The organism is Sphingomonas antarctica (assembly GCF_965137005.1).
Classification (GTDB): Bacteria; Pseudomonadota; Alphaproteobacteria; order Sphingomonadales; family Sphingomonadaceae; genus Sphingomonas_O; species Sphingomonas_O antarctica.
Genome location: NZ_CBCRXM010000001.1, coordinates 1 through 15,368 on the forward strand (window position 1 = coordinate 1; position 15,368 = coordinate 15,368).

A 15,368-nucleotide genomic window follows, 5' to 3' on the forward strand; every position below is an offset into this window, starting at 1 on the left:
CCCCCGCCTCCTCCGCCGCCTCCGGCAGCGGTGTGTCAGCCTGGGCCGTACATCGTGTTCTTCGAATGGGACAAGTCGGACATTACGCCTGAAGCCGCGTCGATCCTCGACAACGCCGTCACGGCCTATGCTGACTGTGCCAACACCACGATCATGCTGGCGGGTTACACCGACACCTCGGGTACCCCGAAGTACAACCTCGGTCTCTCGCAGCGTCGTGCTGATGCCGTTAAGGCATATATCACGGGCAAGGGCATTGCGGATGGTGTCATCACCACCAAGGCGCTCGGCGAAACCAACCTACGCGTTCAGACCGCCGATGGCGTTCGCGAACTGCAGAACCGTCGCGTCGAAATCATGTATGGCCCCAACGCCGGCATGTAATTTCGATCCGATTGTTGGAACGAAAAAGAGGGGCTCGGTCGCAAGACCGGGCCCTTTCTTTTTGTGTTCGCTTGATGCGCGCAAAGCCCTGACGCACACTCCCGTCAGGGAGATGCCGCATGGCCGATATCGAAAGCATTCCGGCGCCGCGCGCGCTGCCGCTGGTCGGCAATTTGCATCAGATCCCCAAGGCCGGGTTGATCGGGCACCTTCTCCAAGTCTCTAAAGACTTCGTCGATCCCGGCATTTTCAAGCTGCGTTTCGGCGCGCGCGTCGGGCTGTTCGTGACGCACCCCGATCTGGTCGCCGAATTGTGCGACGAAACCCGCTTTCGTAAAATTCCCGGACCTGGCCTGCGCGTCGTGCGCAAGTTCGCGGGCGATGGCCTGTTCACCGCGTTCAGCGACGAGGCCAATTGGGGCAAGGCGCACCGCATCCTGCTGCCCGCATTCGCCCAGCGCGCGATGCGCGGTTATTTCGACCTCATCCTCGAAGTCTGCGACCAATTAATTGCGAAATGGAGCGCGCGCGCGGGTGGCGAACTGCTCGTCGCCGACGATTTCACGCGGCTGACGCTCGACAGCATCGCGATCGCCGGCTTCGGCCACCGCTTCGACAGTTTTGCGCACGACGAACTCGACCCGTTCCTCGAATCGCTCGCCAGCGCGCTGGGTGAGTCGCTCAATGTCATTACGCGCCTGCCGATCCAGCAACGCTTCGCCAAGCGATCGACCGCGCAATTCGATGCCGACATCGTTGAGATGAACGCATTGGTCGACGGGATCATCGCCGAACGCCGCGCCAATCCGCGGGAGGCGAAAGACCTGCTCAACCTGATGATTACCGCGGTCGATCCGGAAACGGGTGAAGGCCTCGACGATCTCAACATCCGCTATCAGGTGCTGACCTTCCTGATCGCCGGGCATGAAACCACGTCGGGGCTGCTGACCTTCGCGTTCATGGAAATGCTCAAGGACCCGGCGGTGCTGGCGCAGGCATATGCCGAGGTCGACCGCGTCCTGCCCGGCGACACACGGCCGCAATACGAACACCTCGCGCATCTCAAGGTCATCGAACGCATCGTCAAGGAAACCCAGCGGCTATGGCCGACCGCCCCGGCCTTCTCGGTCGGGCCGTGGGAAGACACGGTGATCGGCGGCAAATGGCGGTTGCGCAAGGATCGGCCGGTCAACGTCTACGCGCCCGGCCTTCAGCGTCACCCGGCGGCATGGTCCGATCCCGAAGACTTCGACATCGACCGCTGGCTTCCCGAAGCCGAAGCGGCCCATCATCCGCACGCCTATAAGCCGTTCGGCAATGGCGCGCGCGCGTGCATCGGGCGGCAATTTGCCCTGGTCGAGGCCAAGCTCGCCATTGCTCTGATCCTCCAGAAATTCCAGGTCGCGGAACGGCGCGGCTATCGACTGACGCTGAAGGAAACGCTGTCGATCAAGCCCGACGATTTCTGGGTCCGCGTAAAACTGCGCCAGCCGCATGAACGCTTGTCGATCGGCGAGGCGGTAAAAGTCGGGGGCAACAGCGAGGTCGCCTCCGCGGCCGGAGCGGGACAACGCCTGTCGGTGCTCTATGGCACCTCGCTCGGCACCGCGCGCGACATTGCGGAGGAAATCGCCGAGCGCGCCGCCAATGACGGGTTCGAAACGCGCGTCGTTTCGATCGACGAATCGATGGGCACGCTGCCCGAAGACCGCGTAATCGTCCTCGTCACCGCGACCTATAACGGCCGTGCGCCCGACTCGGCGCTCGCCGCCGAAGCCGCGATCGACGCCGGACAGTTTGCCGATGCGCGTTGGCCCGAAACCAAGTTCGCGGTGCTCGGCATCGGCAACAGCCAATGGCCGAATTATCAGGCCTTCCCCAAAAAGATCGATGCGGCATTCGAGGCGACCGGCGCGCAACGGCTGTGTCCGCGAGGGGAAGCCAATGGCGATGGCGATTTCGACGGCGGCGTCACGGCGTTCCTCAAGGACTTATGGGCTGCACTTGGCGCGAAAGGCGAGGCAGCAAAGGCAAGCGGGCTGACGCTGCACATCGTCGATACCAAGGATGCCCGCGCTGCAGTGCTGCCCGAACAGGCGGTGGCGCTGACCATCACGCGCAACGACGAGATGATCCTGCCCGCCGAAGGGCTGTGGGATTTTGCCAAGGAGGCACCGCGTGGTTCGACGCGCTTCCTGACCGTCAAACTACCCGAGGGGCAAAGCTATGCTGCGGGCGACCACCTCGCAATCTATGCGCGCAACCGTAAGGAACATGTCGATCTCGCCATCGAACGCCTCGGCGTGCCCGGCGCGATGCAAGTCGTGCCCGGCGGCTCGAGCGGGCGCTTCCGCCATCTGCCGATCGGGCGGACGGTGACGGTGCGCCAACTCCTCACCGATTTCGTCGAGCTGCAGGAACCGATGCCGCGACGCGCGCTCGACACGGCGATCGCCGCGACGCGTTGCCCCGACGCGCGCGGCAAGCTCGAAGCGTTGCGCGACGATGCCACGTGGCAGGCGGAGGTTGCGGACAAACGCCTCACTTTGCTTGGCATGATGATCCAGCATCCGGCCATCGAGATCGACTTGCAGAACTTCGTCGAACTTTCCGCCGCGATCGCACCGCGTTTCTATTCGATCGCGTCGTCACCCTTGGTCGAGCCCAACGCGGTCGATCTGATCGTCGGCACTGTCAGCGCGCCCGCCTGGTCGGGCATCGGCACGCATCAAGGGTTTGCCTCGACGCATATGCGCGATCTCGGGCCGGGCGACGATGTGTTCGGCTATCTCCGCCGCCCCAATCCGCCCTTCGCGCCGCCACAGGACACCGCCGTGCCGTTGATCCTGATCGGTCCCGGCACCGGCTTCGCCCCGTTGCGCGGGTTTATTCAGGAGCGTGCGGCGTTGGGTAAAGGCGCGCTCATCCACTTGTTCTTCGGCGCACGTCACCCCGATCATGACTGGCTGTGCCGTGACGAAATGGACACTTGGGCCGCAGACGGCGTCATAGACCTTCACCTCGCCTGGTCGGCACTCGACGGCCACCCGCATCGCTTTGTGCAGGACGCGATCTGGGATGCGCGAGCTGCCGTGTGGGATGCGATTGGCAAGGGCGGGCAAGTCTTTCTGTGCGGCGATGGTCGCTTCATGGCCCCGGCGGTGCGCGACACGCTCATCCGCATTCATGCCGACAAGACCGGCGGCGGCCACGACGAGGGCTCGGCTTGGCTCGAAGGATTGATCGAGGACGGCATTTATCATCAGGACGTGTTCGGCTTCGGCAAATAACGTCCCCGATCGGGACAGTCCGCCGCGTTTAGCCGCCGGTATGTCCGTTTCGTCCAATCCAGACATCGCGCTGACACGTAAATGGTCCACGCATCGCTGCGTCAACGCCGCGATTGAGGACTTACGATGGCTAAATTCGGTTTTGTGACAGCGGTTGCGGCGATCGTGCTCGCTGGCACCGGCACGCTGGCACCGGTCTGGGCGCTGGCGTTGATCGCTGGCGGCGCTGCGGTTGCCGTGCTTCGCCGCCGCAAACCGGACGCGGATGGTGAGGTCAGCTGCTGACCATCGTGTCGCCGTCCCAGCGAGATTGCCAGCGGTGTGGAATCCGCTAGCATCCCGGACGAGCCGATAGAATTTGGCCGGGAGAGAGAATGCAGCAGCTCAGCGGCCAGGACGCCTCGTTCGTCTATCTCGAATCGCCGTCGACACCGATGCACATCGGGTCGGTCGGCATATACGATCCATCGACTGCGCCCGGCGGTTTCGTGCGGTTCAAGGATATCCTGCGCTTCATCGAAAGCCGGCTGAGCGGGGCGCGCTCGTTCCGCCAGCGACTGGTCCGCGTGCCGTTCGATCTCGATCATCCCTATTGGATCGAGGATCCCGATTTCGACATCGAATATCATGTGCGCCATATCGCGCTGCCGAAGCCGGGCGACTGGCGTCAGCTCTGCATCCAGGTCGCGCGGCTGCACGCCCGACCGATGGATCTCAGCAAGCCATTGTGGGAATTCACGATCATCGAGGGGCTCGACAACATCCCCGGTCTCCCACCCGGATGTTTCGCCTTGCTCGCCAAGGTTCATCACGCGGCGATCGACGGCATGTCGGGCGTCGAAATGTCGGCAGCGATCCACGACATCACGGCAGACATGCCAAACCGCACGCCCGCCGACGACTGGAAGGCCGACAACAAGCCCGGCATCGCCGACCTGCTGGTTCAGGGCTATTTCAACGCGCTGCGCCAACCGCAGAAATATCTCGAAACCGTCGCGCGTTCGGTCCCCGGCCTTGCCAAGCTCGCTGCGGCAGTGGGGAAGGGCGAGCTGACCATCGCCGGCGCACGCACGCCGCCCAGCACGCGCTTCAACAAGCCCGTTTCATCGCACCGCGTGTTCGACGGCGTGCCGTTCAGCCTGTCCGAAATCCGTGCGGCCAAGGACGCGGTTCCCGGCGCCACGGTCAATGACGTCATTCTGACGATCATCGGCGGGGGTTTGCGCACCTATCTGCTCGACAAGGGCGAATTGCCCGACGCGAGCATGACCGCGATGGCCCCGATCAGCGTGCGCGGGAATGGTGAAAAGGCCGCGCTCGGCAACCTCGTCTCGGCCATGGTGGTCAGCCTCGGCACGCACATCGCCGATCCCAGGGAGCGCCTCGAACATGTTCACAAAGACGCAATCAACTCCAAGGGGCTGACCAACGCCGTCGGCGCGCGGACTCTGACCGAGTTCAGCGAGCTGATCCCCTCGGGTCTCGCGGGTCTCGCTGCGCGACTTTACACCCGCGTGGGGGCGGCACAGGCGCATGCGCCCGCGTTCAACGTCGTCGCGACGAATGTCCCGGGCAGCCGCGTTCCGCTGTATTTCGCCGGTGCGAAAATGGTCAAGATGTACGGCACCGGCCCGGTGTTCGACGGCATGGGCCTGATCAACACGATCTATTCCTATGTCGACGAGATCGCGATCAGTTTCACCAGCGACCGCAACATGATGCCCGATCCGGAAGTTTACGGAGCGGCGCTCAAAAAATCGTTCGAAGATCTGAAAGCCGCATTGCAAGCGCCAGCAGCAACCAAGCCCGCTGCAAAACCCAAAAAGATCAAGGAGAAGGCATGATGGCTAAGGACAGCACCGACGCGAAAAAGGGTACGCTCGAAAACGCCACCGACGCGGTCAAGCGCGCGGGGGAAAGCGTCAAGGACGCGGCAAGCCATGCGGCACAAAACGCTGCCTCGCTGAATGCCAAGGTCATCGATCACGCCGAAGAAAATGTCCGCGAGGCGTTTCGCGCGCTCCGTGCCGCAGCGGGATCGACGTCGGTTCAGGATGTGGTCAAGGCGCAGACCGACTACGTCAAGGATCAGGGCGCGCGGTCGATGACGCAAGCCAAGGAAATCGGTGAGATGATCGCGCAATTCGGCCGCACCGCGATGGAAGCCTGGCGCCCGAAATCCTGAACCTTTTTGGGCTAAAGTTTGACTAAACTTTGGCTAGTCGTCGGTGATCAGATCCGCTTTCGCGCTGTCGGGAAGCAGCGCGAAAGCGAGCGCCATCAAAGCGCAGAACCCCGCGACATACCAATAAAATGCGGCCTCGATCCCGGCCTGCTTGAACCACAAAGCGACATATTCCGCCGTACCGCCGAACATCGCATTGCCGATCGCATAGGGGAAGGCGACGCCCAATGTGCGGATGTGCGCCGGGAACAACTCCGCTTTGAACACCGCGCCGATCGACGTGTAAGCCCCGAGCAGCGTCAGCGGGATCAGCACCAGCCCCAACGCCGCCGCTGCGCTTTGCACGCCGGCCAGCGCGGTGAAGATCGGCACCGCCACCACCGCTCCGGTCACGCCATAACCGATCAGCAGCGGTTTTCGCCCGACCTTGTCGCTGATCAAACCCCAGACCGGCTGCATCAGGGCAAAGATGACCAGCGCGACGGTCATCACTTGCGACGACGCCGCCTTGGTCAGTCCCGAAGTGTTGACCAGGAATTTCTGCATGTACGTGGTGTAGGCATAAAAGCTCAGGCTTCCGCCCGCGCTGATGACCGCGATTAACAGGAATTCGCGCGGGTGCGCGCGCCACAAATTGGCGATGCTCGATTTGGGCCGCTCCGCCGATTGTGTCGTGAAGCTGGCGGTTTCGGCAAGGCGGCGGCGCAAGATGTAGACAGCGACCGCAAGCAAAGCACCGACCACGAATGGAATGCGCCAGCCCCATGCGTTGAGCTGATCTTCGCTCAGCATCGCTTGAAGCAGCAACAACACCGCGAGGCTGAGCAACTGCCCGCCGATCAATGTGACGTACTGGAAACTCGACCAGAAGCCGCGACGGTCGCGCGTCGCCATTTCTGACAGATACGTCGCGCTGGTGCCATATTCGCCGCCGACGCTCAGCCCCTGAACCATCCTTGCGACGGTCAGCCAGATCGGCGCGGCCACCCCCGCCGCCGCATAAGTCGGCGCACTGGCGATCATCAGCGACCCCGCGGCCATCAGCGCGACCGACAATGCCAGTCCAGCCTTGCGGCCGCGCCGGTCGCCATACACGCCCATCAGCCACGCGCCGACCGGACGCATCAGAAAGCCGACCGCGAAAATCGCGGCGGTCGCCAGCAATTGCGCGGTCTTGTCACCCTTTGGAAAAAAGGACGCGGCGAAATACAGGCTCAGCGAGGTGTAGGCATACCAGTCATACCATTCGACGAGGTTGCCCGCCGATCCCCCGATGATCGATTTGAGCCGCTTGCCGTCCATCTGTACCCTCTCCCCGCACCACGGGTAGCGGGCCGGGGCGGCGCGGGCTAGAGTCGTGCGGGTGAAGCGTTCCCTCCTATTGTTATTGCTGCTTGCCGCCTGCGTCGGTCGGCCGAAGCAGGTTGAGGTTCCGGCCCCGCAGCCGCGTCCCGCGCCGCCGCCGATGGCAGTGCTGCCGCCCGTCGCGTGGGAAGACCGCACACGGACCGCTGGTAATTGGACCTATCGACGCGACGGTGCCGGTTCGGTCGCGGAATTCAAAAACGCAGAACAATCGATCTTTACCATAACTTGCGGTGCTGGGCGGGTCACGCTGCATCGTCCCGGCCCGGAAGCGTTGGTGATGACCGTCACGACGACAACGTCGAGCAAACGATTCCTCGGATCACCGGACTCACTTACGCACGGTGCCGTAGGCACGTTGCCCGCAAACGATCCGCTGCTCGACGCGATCATCTATTCGCGGGGCAAGTTCATGGTCTCTGCAACCGGTCTGACGGATCTGATCCTGCCGCCCTGGCCAGAGATTGCGCGCGTCGTTGAAGATTGCCGCAACTGACGAAGCGAAGCTCTAATGGTGGCTCGCAAAAATATTTTACACAAGACCTTGATTGCGAACCCACTTCATCGCAGATTTGCGTCGTGCCCGATTTGCGGCATGCGCAAGCGAAAGGAGGTGATCCGATGTCTCATGGTTCAGCACAGAGGTCGGAGAGTTTCGTTCGGGAGCATAGCTTCTAACCGAGCTATCGAAGGTCTCCCGGGCTCGAGGCAATCCTCCGGCCGCTGACCATGCTAAGGGTCGCCGGGCTTGGCCGCCCGGCGGCCTTTTTCATTGGTCGCTTACGAGAATCCGCTTTCACCGGATCGGTTTTTGCGGAATGCACGCGCGCATGAAAAAAAGAGCTTCGAAACCAAAATCGTTACCGGTTTCTTAACCTCCGGCTCCGCATGAAGTTAAACTCGGGGAGTTGCATGCGAATGCGTTGGGTGTGGCGGTTACTGGCGATGCTGGTGATGGCGTGCGGGTGTGCCCCCGCCGCCGCCCAGCCGCTCGTCCGCGCCCCCTTTATCCGCTGCGCCGACCAACCCGATTCGCGCTGCCCCGTGGCGAAAGGTGATCAAGCCTGGGTGGTGCTGACCGCGCCGGAGCAACTCGCGGATTTGCCCAGCGGATGGCAATTGCTGGTCGATCAGACGCGCTTCTCGCGGATCACTATCGAGGTTCAGACCGGCGACGCGATATATCGGATCGAACGCGGTCAAAAGGACCTCGCCGCCAACTGGTCGCTCGGCAACAATCTGCGCTTCGACATTCCGATCGAGGGACGAGAGGTTCGCGCGGTACGCATCGGCTTCGATCGGCCCGGCGACCTCCATTTGATGCGGACAATCAAGGCCGCCTCTCCCGAAGCCCTCAACGATTATGAGAGCGCGTGGCAATTCACCGTCGCGCTTGTCGCCGGGTTGATGATCTGTGCGCTGATCTACAGCGTGTTCCTGCTCAGCTGGCTGCGCACCAATTTCCAACGATGGTATCTCATCTGGGTCGGCGGTGCGCTGACTTACATGCTGTTATGGTCGGGGGTCGCTTATTACGCCTGGCCGGGACTTGTCGGGAATGCGACCGTCCGGATCGATGCGTTGCTGGCGGGTGTGCTGGTGGGTGTCGGCACACTGTTCTTCTATGCACTGCTGGAGGATGAGGCGCAGCAACCGCGCATGGCGCGCATCGGGCGGATGTGCGCCTGGGCCGGGGTGGTCAGCGGGATCCTGTCGGCGTGCGATCAGATTATTCCCGTCTGGCTCGGCGACCGCGCGCTTAATCTGGCATTTATCGCCTGTAACATCTCGATCCTCGCGGGCGTGTGGGTCGCGCTGCGGCTGCGCAGCCGGATGGTATGGTTCTACCTTGCCAGCTGGCTGCCCGTGCTTGTGATCTTCAACCTCCGTATCGCGCGCAATTTCGGGCTGGTGCCGCAAACGGACGCGATCGATTTCGGCAGTTTCATCTCGCTTGGGTTCGAAGCGGTGCTGCTGTCGGTCGCCATCGCCGATCGCGTACGCCTGCTCAGCCGCCAGTTCGCGGCGGCCGAGCAGGAACGCAACGCGCTGCGCAGTGAGGCATCGAGCGACGCGCTCACGCTGGTCCGCAACCGCGCATATTTCCAGCGCCGCCTCGCCAGCATCGAAGCGGTCGGTGAGCCGGTCGATCTGGTGCTGGTCGATATCGATTATCTGAAGGACACCAACGACTTCGCCGGACACGACGCCGGCGATCAACTGCTTCTCGCCGCGGCCTCGCGACTGGAAGCAGCGGCGGCGTGCGACGATTGCGTCGCGCGGGTTGGCGGAGACGAATTCGCCGTCCTGCTGGCGGGCGACCAGCGTGAGCGGCTCGGCGCAGTGCTCGATTCGATCCGTCAGGTCGATTCGATCACCTTGGCAAACGGCCAGGTCCTGCCTTTGTCGATGAGCGGCGGGCATTCCGCATGGGAACCCGAACAGGGGTTCCCCGGGCGGCTGTTCAAGGAGGCCGACCTCGCGCTCTACAAGGCCAAGGGTTCGGGCCGGGGGGCCTGGCGCACTTACGACCACGCCATGCGCGACGAGGAGGAAGCGCGGCGGCGCATGATCCTCGAGGCGCGTACCGCGTTGATCCGTGGCGAATTCTTTCTCGCCTTCCAGCCGATCTTTGTGCTCAATCCGAACGCGTTGCTCGCCAATGAAGTGCTGTTGCGCTGGCGTCACCCGGTCCACGGGGTGCTGACCCCGCCGCAATTCGCCGCCGTTCTCGAAGAGCCCGCCTTGCTCACGCAGCTGCAGGATCTGGTCCTCGACAAGGCGCTTGATGCGGTCGGTGCCGATCCCGCGCTCAAGCGCGTCAGCGTCAACTTCGTCGCCAGCCAGTTGCAGGGCATTGCGTCTGCCGAACGCATTTTCGAAAAAATGGCATCGCGCGGGCTTCCCGCCGAACGCCTGATCGTCGAGGTGCGCGAATCGGTGATGCTCGGGCGGGTCGCGCCGGGAAGCCCGATCGAACAATGTCTCGAACGCTTGCGATGGGCCGGCGTAACGATCGCGCTCGACGATTTCGGCACCGGCGGTGCGTCGCTGGTGCATCTGCGCACGCTGCCCACCGACATCCTGAAGATCGACGTGACCCTGATCGCGGCGATCAGCGGCGACAAGGCAACCGCGCGGACGGTCAATTCGCTGATCGATCTGGCGCACGGCTTCGGCCGAACCGTGATCGCCGAGGGGATCGAGACCGAACAGCAACTCTCCGCGCTCAAACGCGCCGGATGCGATGCTGGGCAGGGGCATTTGCTGGGCCGACCCGTCGAGGGCGCGGGCATTGGACAATTGTCGATCGCCGCGGCTTAACCGTTCGCGCGAACTCGTCCGAACAATTCGGTCAGTAAGGCGACATAGCGATCCAGCCGTTCGCGCACGCCGATATTGGCCAGCGCGATGTCCGCTGCCAGTTCGTCTCGCCGGCGATACCGGTCGAGGATGAACGCCAGCGCATCGGCGGTGCTCAACCCCTTGACCGGGACAAGGTGCTTGTAACCCAACACACCTTCGAACAGCCCGGAGAATTTCCGGCTATACGCGACCGGCACCACCGCGACTCCGCTCGAGAAAGCAGCGATGCACGCGTGCATCCGTCCGGCGACGAGGAAATCGAGTCCGGCAATATGGCTTTTCGCTGCCGAAGGCGACGCAAAGTCGGGCACACGCAACACGCCCGGAAATTCCAGCGCCAGCTGATCCGCCACCGCGCCGTCATCGTCGCGCGGGATGTGCGGCGCGTTAACATGGGTGATCAGCTCGACCGTCACGCCTTCGGCCAGCAATGCCTCGATCAACGCGCGGCTGAGCGCCGCATAATCGACGTCGAGTCCGTAATCATTGCCGCCCTTGTAACCGCCATTGAACAACAGGCCCGAGACATTGATCCCGACGCGCGGCGCAGCGGCGGGATTGCGCAAGGGTCTGTCGAACGGCAGGGCAAAGGCGACGTCGACCGCCTCGAGCACGCGCGCCTTCGGTGTCATCGCTCGCGCCACTGCGAACGACTGCGGATCGCGCGCCACGATCGCCGTCGCTCTGCCTTGCGCGATTGCCGCCAGCGACTTTAACGGCCCCGGCGAAAAAGGACCGATGGTTTGCGGCGAAAAGACCAGAGGCTTGCCGCGCGCGATGGCCGCCATCTTGGTCGCCCACAAATAGGCGAAGCGTTTCTTGCCATAAATGTCCGCCCAGCTGTCTCCCGCGCCGATGTCCAGCACCACATCGGCCTTGCCGATCGCGGCCCAATATCCGCCGGGTGACGCCAGCATCCGGCCATCCAGCGCGGCTTCGGCAATATCGTCACCAACCACATAGGGATCGCCAGCCTCACGCGGCCCATAAATCGTGAATTGCGGCGTCAGCCCGACGGCGGCGGCGGCCTCTCGCGCCAGCGCGATATTGGCGACGGTCAGCGCACCGACCCCCAGATTGGCTGACCGTGTCGAGTGCCACAGCAAGGCGATACGAAGTGTCGATGTCATTTCAGTGCCAGCCTCACGGCATCGCCAAATCGCCACAGCCGAATTCGCGCGAGCGTGATCAGCGCACCCGCGCGCTCACCGGCGCTCAGGCCCTGAGCGGCGAACACGCGCGGCGCATGCGCGACAATCGACAATGGCATCGCCAGTTGTTTCGCCAGCCACGGCCAACGTTCGCCGCGGGATTTTGCCAGCAGGAAACTCTCCTCGCTGATCCGGCCCCATTTCTTGACCAGCGACGGCCAGTCGGGCCGGGCAGGGTGCGCCACCGCCGCGTCGGGAGCATAAGCAATGGCATAGCCCATATCGCGCGCGCGCCAGCACCATTCGGTATCCTCGGACACGCCGGTGCGGAACGGCCCGACCGCATCGAACGTCGTGCGCGCGCAGAAAAGGTTCGCTGTCACGGTGAAGCCTTTGCGCGTGACGTAATCCTCGTTGTCGAACGCAAACAACGTCTCGAAAACTTCGGGGCCGGTGCGGGCTGAGCTGGTCGAAACGGTCATGCGCCCGCCGATGATCGGCGCGTTTTGGAGTGCGGCAATCCCGGCGGCGAGCCAGCCCGGTTCGGGAACGCAATCGCAATCGGTGAAGGCCAGCAATTCGCCCGCCGCCGCCGCGACGCCGCCATTGCGCGCGGGGCCAGCGCCCTTTTCGGGGGCGATGGTCAAGCGTGCCCGCCCGGCAATGACCTTGGCCACCGCCGCCTCGCCCATCGGTGAGGCATTGTCGGCGACGACGATTTCATGATCTGCCTTGGGAAACGTCTGGGCGGTCAGTGCGGTGAGGCAGGCGTCGAGGCTCGCCGGATCCTGATAATGCGGCACGACGACGCTGACGCGCATGGTCATGCGAATGCCTTTGCCAGCTTTTCCGGCGTCGGCCTGGTCACCGCATGATCGAAGTCGCGCTCGATCCGCGCGAGTTCGGCCATGTCGCGCTGCCACCAGCGGCTGGCCTCGAGCGCGGCGATCAAGTCGGCGTCGAAGCGCTGGCGCAGCGGGCTGGCCGGATTGCCCGCGACGATCGTGTACGCCTCGACATTCTTGGTGACGATCGATCCCGCGCCGATGATCGCGCCGCGGCCGATGAACTTGCAGCCGGGCAGGATCACGGTGTTGTGGCCGACCCACACATCGTCCTCGATGATCAGTGGCGCGGGCGACAACGCGTTGGCGGCAATTACGCCGTGCGCGGCTTCGTAGATGAGCGGGTGGGTGGTGATGCCGTCGATGGGATGGTTGCTGTCGACGACGCGCACCGTGCTGCCGAACGAGCAATAACGGCCGATCTGCAGCGGACCCGGCATGCGCCAGCGGTCGAAACAGCCATAGGAATAGAGGCCGACCTGGATGCCATATCTGTCCGCAAAATGGGTACGCAGCGGCAGGCTGGTCATTTGCTGACGGCGCCAGCGGAACAACCGCGCGCGATCGATGATACCCCCGAGCATCAGGGGCTAATGCAAGGGTGGGCGCGGGGCGTAAATCCCCGCGCCCATATTTCTTAGCGCTTCGAGAACTGGAAGCTGCGACGCGCCTTGGCGCGGCCATACTTCTTGCGTTCGACGGTGCGGCTGTCGCGGGTCAGGAACCCGGCGGCCTTGACCGGCGCACGCAGCACCGGCTCATACTTGGTCAGCGCCTGGCTGATGCCGTGCTTCAACGCACCGGCCTGGCCCGACAGTCCGCCACCCTTGACGGTGGCGACGACGTCATAGCTGCCGACACGGTCGGCGACTTCGAAAGCCTGAGCGATGACGAGACGCAGCGTCGGGCGCGCGAAATAGATTTCGCCGTCGCGGCCGTTGACCGTGATCTTACCCGAGCCGGGCTTGATCCACACGCGGGCAACCGCGTCCTTGCGGCGACCCGTGGCATAGGCACGGCCCTGCTTGTCGATGATCTGCTCGCGCAGCGGCATCGTCGAAACCGGGGCGACGGGCGCCTGCGGCTCTTCGCCGGGCAACGTGTCCACAACCGGCGCAGGGGCGGGAGCCGGCGCGCCGGTAAGCGCCGCGAGATCGGCGAGCGATTGACGGTTGTCGGACATTATGCGCCCACCTTGTTCTTGCGATTCATCGAGGCGACGTCGAGGACGTTCGGGTCCTGCGCCGTGTGCGGATGCTCGGCACCCTGATAGACGCGCAGCGCGCGCATCTGGTCACGACCGAGGGGGCCGCGCGGGATCATCCGCTCGATCGCCTTTTCCAGCACACGCTCGGGGAACTTGCCCGCGAGAATCTTCGCCGGCGTCGTTTCCTTGATGCCGCCCGGGTGACCGGTGTGGCGATAATAGACCTTGTCGGTGGTTTTCTTGCCGGTGAACTTCACCTTTTCCGCGTTGATGATGATGACATGGTCACCACAATCGACGTGCGGGGTGTAGGTCACCTTGTGCTTGCCGCGGAGGATGTTCGCGACCAGCGAGGCGACACGGCCAACGACCAGTCCGTCGGCATCGATCAAATGCCATTTCTTTTCGACCTCAGCCGGCTTGGCCGACTTGGTCGTCTTCATCAGCGCCTTCATGGCCTGAATCTCCCGAAAATAAAAAACCGCCCCGGGAAGGGGCGGTGTTGGAGGTTCAGTAGGCGCAGATCCTCAAAAAGGCAAGGGTATTATCATACCCGCCGTGTTCCGACAGCGTGCGCGGCCCAGGCGGTAGCGGCGACGAGCAGGGCGCCGTTCGCCTGATGCAGGATCGCCAGTGGCAGGCTGATTCCCGTCATCACCGTGGCGATGCCAAGCAGGATTTGTGTGCCGAAGGCGGCATACAAGGCGGTCGATGCACGACGATCTCCGGCGCGCTTGACCTGACGGGCGAGTGCTACCAGCGCGGCCACGGCGACCCACGCCCACCAGCGATGGAGGAAGTGAACGAGATAGGGGTCGGTCGCGAAGGCGGCGATACCGCGCGTCCAGTCGATGCCGTCGGGGACCATGCGGCCCTGCATCAGCGGCCAGTCGCTGGCGACATAGCCGGCGCGCATCCCCGCGACCCACGCACCCAGCGTCAGCTGGATCGCCAGCACCAACGCGGCGACGATCGCCACCGGCGTCAGGTGTGCCTTGTCGCCGCTGCGCAAGTCGAGCGCGGTCCAGATCAGCCCGGCCATCAGGAACAGTGCCGTCAGCAGGTGGATCGACAGGCGGATGTGGCTGACATGTTCGCCGGCGAGCAACCCCGACGTCACCATCCACCACCCGATCGCGCCCTGAAACCCGACCAACGCAACGAGTGCGATCAGCCGCGGCTTGTACCCGGCGGGGACCGCGCCCCGCACCCAATACCAGATCAACGGAAGGAGCAATGCGAGCCCGATCACGCGCGCCAACAACCGGTGGACCCATTCCCAGAAAAAGATGAACTTGAATTGCCCGAGCGTGATCCCCGCATGGACCGTCTTCGCCTGGGGTATCCGCAGATATTCGGCATAGGCCTGCGCCCAGGCCGCACCGTTCAGCGGCGGTAATGTGCCCGACACGGGCTTCCATTCGGTGATCGACAATCCGCTTTCGGTCAGGCGGGTCAGGCCGCCAATAACGACGATGGCGAACACCATCGCGGCGACGATGAACAGCCAGCGGGCGAGTTTGAGCGGTTGGGGCATTGCCGCCGCCCTATCGCAGGACAAGTCAGTCCTCAATT

Annotated in this window: 14 protein-coding genes; 7 read left to right on the forward strand and 7 right to left on the reverse strand. The window is 63.6% G+C overall.

Features of this window, described 5'->3' with window-relative positions; translation table 11 throughout:
• From ACM9ME_RS00005 to ACM9ME_RS00025, 5 genes are all read left to right on the forward strand, one after another.
• On the forward strand, nt 1-384 hold a 384-nt coding region (locus ACM9ME_RS00005), incomplete at its 5' end, for an OmpA family protein (RefSeq protein WP_415641359.1).
• 119 nt (nt 385-503) lie between these two features.
• Entirely contained in the window at nt 504-3,674 is a 3,171-nt protein-coding gene (locus ACM9ME_RS00010; RefSeq protein WP_415641360.1) for a cytochrome P450, read from the forward strand.
• 126 nt (nt 3,675-3,800) lie between these two features.
• Nucleotides 3,801-3,959 (forward strand): hypothetical protein, encoded by a 159-nt coding sequence (locus ACM9ME_RS00015; RefSeq protein ID WP_415641361.1) that lies wholly within the window; start codon nt 3,801-3,803, stop codon nt 3,957-3,959.
• 89 nt (nt 3,960-4,048) lie between these two features.
• The gene (locus ACM9ME_RS00020; protein WP_415641362.1) at nt 4,049-5,518 is read left to right on the forward strand and encodes a WS/DGAT/MGAT family O-acyltransferase; all 1,470 of its coding nucleotides are present in this window, start codon (nt 4,049-4,051) and stop codon (nt 5,516-5,518) included.
• Nucleotides 5,515-5,859, forward strand: coding sequence for a phasin family protein (locus ACM9ME_RS00025; protein WP_415641363.1), 345 nt, complete (start codon nt 5,515-5,517; stop codon nt 5,857-5,859). Before ACM9ME_RS00020 ends, ACM9ME_RS00025 begins: the two co-directional genes overlap by 4 nt.
• Before the next feature lie 33 nt (nt 5,860-5,892).
• Here the strand turns inward: ACM9ME_RS00025 and ACM9ME_RS00030 are convergent, their stop codons facing one another.
• Nucleotides 5,893-7,161, reverse strand: a complete 1,269-nt coding sequence (locus ACM9ME_RS00030) for an MFS transporter (protein ID WP_415641364.1) — start codon at nt 7,159-7,161, stop codon at nt 5,893-5,895.
• 163 nt (nt 7,162-7,324) lie between these two features.
• Between ACM9ME_RS00030 and ACM9ME_RS00035 the strand changes: the two genes are divergently transcribed.
• Entirely contained in the window at nt 7,325-7,720 is a 396-nt protein-coding gene (locus ACM9ME_RS00035; protein ID WP_415641365.1) for a hypothetical protein, read from the forward strand.
• Nucleotides 7,721-8,136: 416 nt separating this feature from the next.
• Nucleotides 8,137-10,548, forward strand: coding sequence for a putative bifunctional diguanylate cyclase/phosphodiesterase (locus tag ACM9ME_RS00040; RefSeq protein WP_415641366.1), 2,412 nt, complete (start codon nt 8,137-8,139; stop codon nt 10,546-10,548).
• On the opposite strand, the gene ACM9ME_RS00045 is transcribed toward ACM9ME_RS00040, so the two are convergent.
• From ACM9ME_RS00045 to ACM9ME_RS00070, 6 genes are all read right to left on the reverse strand, one after another.
• Nucleotides 10,545-11,720, reverse strand: coding sequence for a polysaccharide pyruvyl transferase family protein (locus tag ACM9ME_RS00045; protein ID WP_415641367.1), 1,176 nt, complete (start codon nt 11,718-11,720; stop codon nt 10,545-10,547). The two genes, ACM9ME_RS00040 and ACM9ME_RS00045, sit on opposite strands and share 4 nt — an antisense overlap.
• On the reverse strand, nt 11,717-12,568 hold the full coding sequence (locus ACM9ME_RS00050; RefSeq protein ID WP_415641368.1) for a glycosyltransferase family 2 protein: 852 nt from the start codon (nt 12,566-12,568) through the stop codon (nt 11,717-11,719). Before ACM9ME_RS00050 ends, ACM9ME_RS00045 begins: the two co-directional genes overlap by 4 nt.
• Nucleotides 12,565-13,170 (reverse strand): CatB-related O-acetyltransferase, encoded by a 606-nt coding sequence (locus tag ACM9ME_RS00055; protein ID WP_415641369.1) that lies wholly within the window; start codon nt 13,168-13,170, stop codon nt 12,565-12,567. The genes ACM9ME_RS00050 and ACM9ME_RS00055 overlap by 4 nt, the downstream gene beginning before the upstream one ends.
• A gap of 53 nt (nt 13,171-13,223) precedes the next feature.
• The gene (gene rpsI, locus ACM9ME_RS00060) at nt 13,224-13,769 is read right to left on the reverse strand and encodes a 30S ribosomal protein S9 (RefSeq protein ID WP_415641370.1); all 546 of its coding nucleotides are present in this window, start codon (nt 13,767-13,769) and stop codon (nt 13,224-13,226) included.
• A complete protein-coding gene (gene rplM, locus ACM9ME_RS00065) occupies nt 13,769-14,248 on the reverse strand; it encodes a 50S ribosomal protein L13 (RefSeq protein ID WP_415641371.1) in 480 nt (159 codons plus the stop codon). The genes rpsI and rplM overlap by 1 nt, the downstream gene beginning before the upstream one ends.
• A gap of 92 nt (nt 14,249-14,340) precedes the next feature.
• Nucleotides 14,341-15,330 carry a COX15/CtaA family protein gene (locus ACM9ME_RS00070; protein WP_415641372.1) on the reverse strand — a complete coding sequence of 330 codons (990 nt, stop codon included), beginning with the start codon at nt 15,328-15,330 and terminating at the stop codon, nt 14,341-14,343.
• Between the last annotated feature and the right edge of the window lie 38 nt (nt 15,331-15,368).

Coding starts and splice junctions, on each gene's coding strand:
- ACM9ME_RS00010 (WP_415641360.1), top strand. CDS start 504: ATGGCCGATATCGAAAGCATTCCGGCGCCGCGCGCGCTGCCGCTGGTC.
- ACM9ME_RS00015 (WP_415641361.1), top strand. CDS start 3,801: ATGGCTAAATTCGGTTTTGTGACAGCGGTTGCGGCGATCGTGCTCGCT.
- ACM9ME_RS00020 (WP_415641362.1), top strand. CDS start 4,049: ATGCAGCAGCTCAGCGGCCAGGACGCCTCGTTCGTCTATCTCGAATCG.
- ACM9ME_RS00025 (WP_415641363.1), top strand. CDS start 5,515: ATGATGGCTAAGGACAGCACCGACGCGAAAAAGGGTACGCTCGAAAAC.
- ACM9ME_RS00030 (WP_415641364.1), bottom strand. CDS start 7,161: ATGGACGGCAAGCGGCTCAAATCGATCATCGGGGGATCGGCGGGCAAC.
- ACM9ME_RS00035 (WP_415641365.1), top strand. CDS start 7,325: ATGGCAGTGCTGCCGCCCGTCGCGTGGGAAGACCGCACACGGACCGCT.
- ACM9ME_RS00040 (WP_415641366.1), top strand. CDS start 8,137: ATGCGAATGCGTTGGGTGTGGCGGTTACTGGCGATGCTGGTGATGGCG.
- ACM9ME_RS00045 (WP_415641367.1), bottom strand. CDS start 11,720: ATGACATCGACACTTCGTATCGCCTTGCTGTGGCACTCGACACGGTCA.
- ACM9ME_RS00050 (WP_415641368.1), bottom strand. CDS start 12,568: ATGACCATGCGCGTCAGCGTCGTCGTGCCGCATTATCAGGATCCGGCG.
- ACM9ME_RS00055 (WP_415641369.1), bottom strand. CDS start 13,170: ATGCTCGGGGGTATCATCGATCGCGCGCGGTTGTTCCGCTGGCGCCGT.
- rpsI (WP_415641370.1), bottom strand. CDS start 13,769: ATGTCCGACAACCGTCAATCGCTCGCCGATCTCGCGGCGCTTACCGGC.
- rplM (WP_415641371.1), bottom strand. CDS start 14,248: ATGAAGGCGCTGATGAAGACGACCAAGTCGGCCAAGCCGGCTGAGGTC.
- ACM9ME_RS00070 (WP_415641372.1), bottom strand. CDS start 15,330: ATGCCCCAACCGCTCAAACTCGCCCGCTGGCTGTTCATCGTCGCCGCG.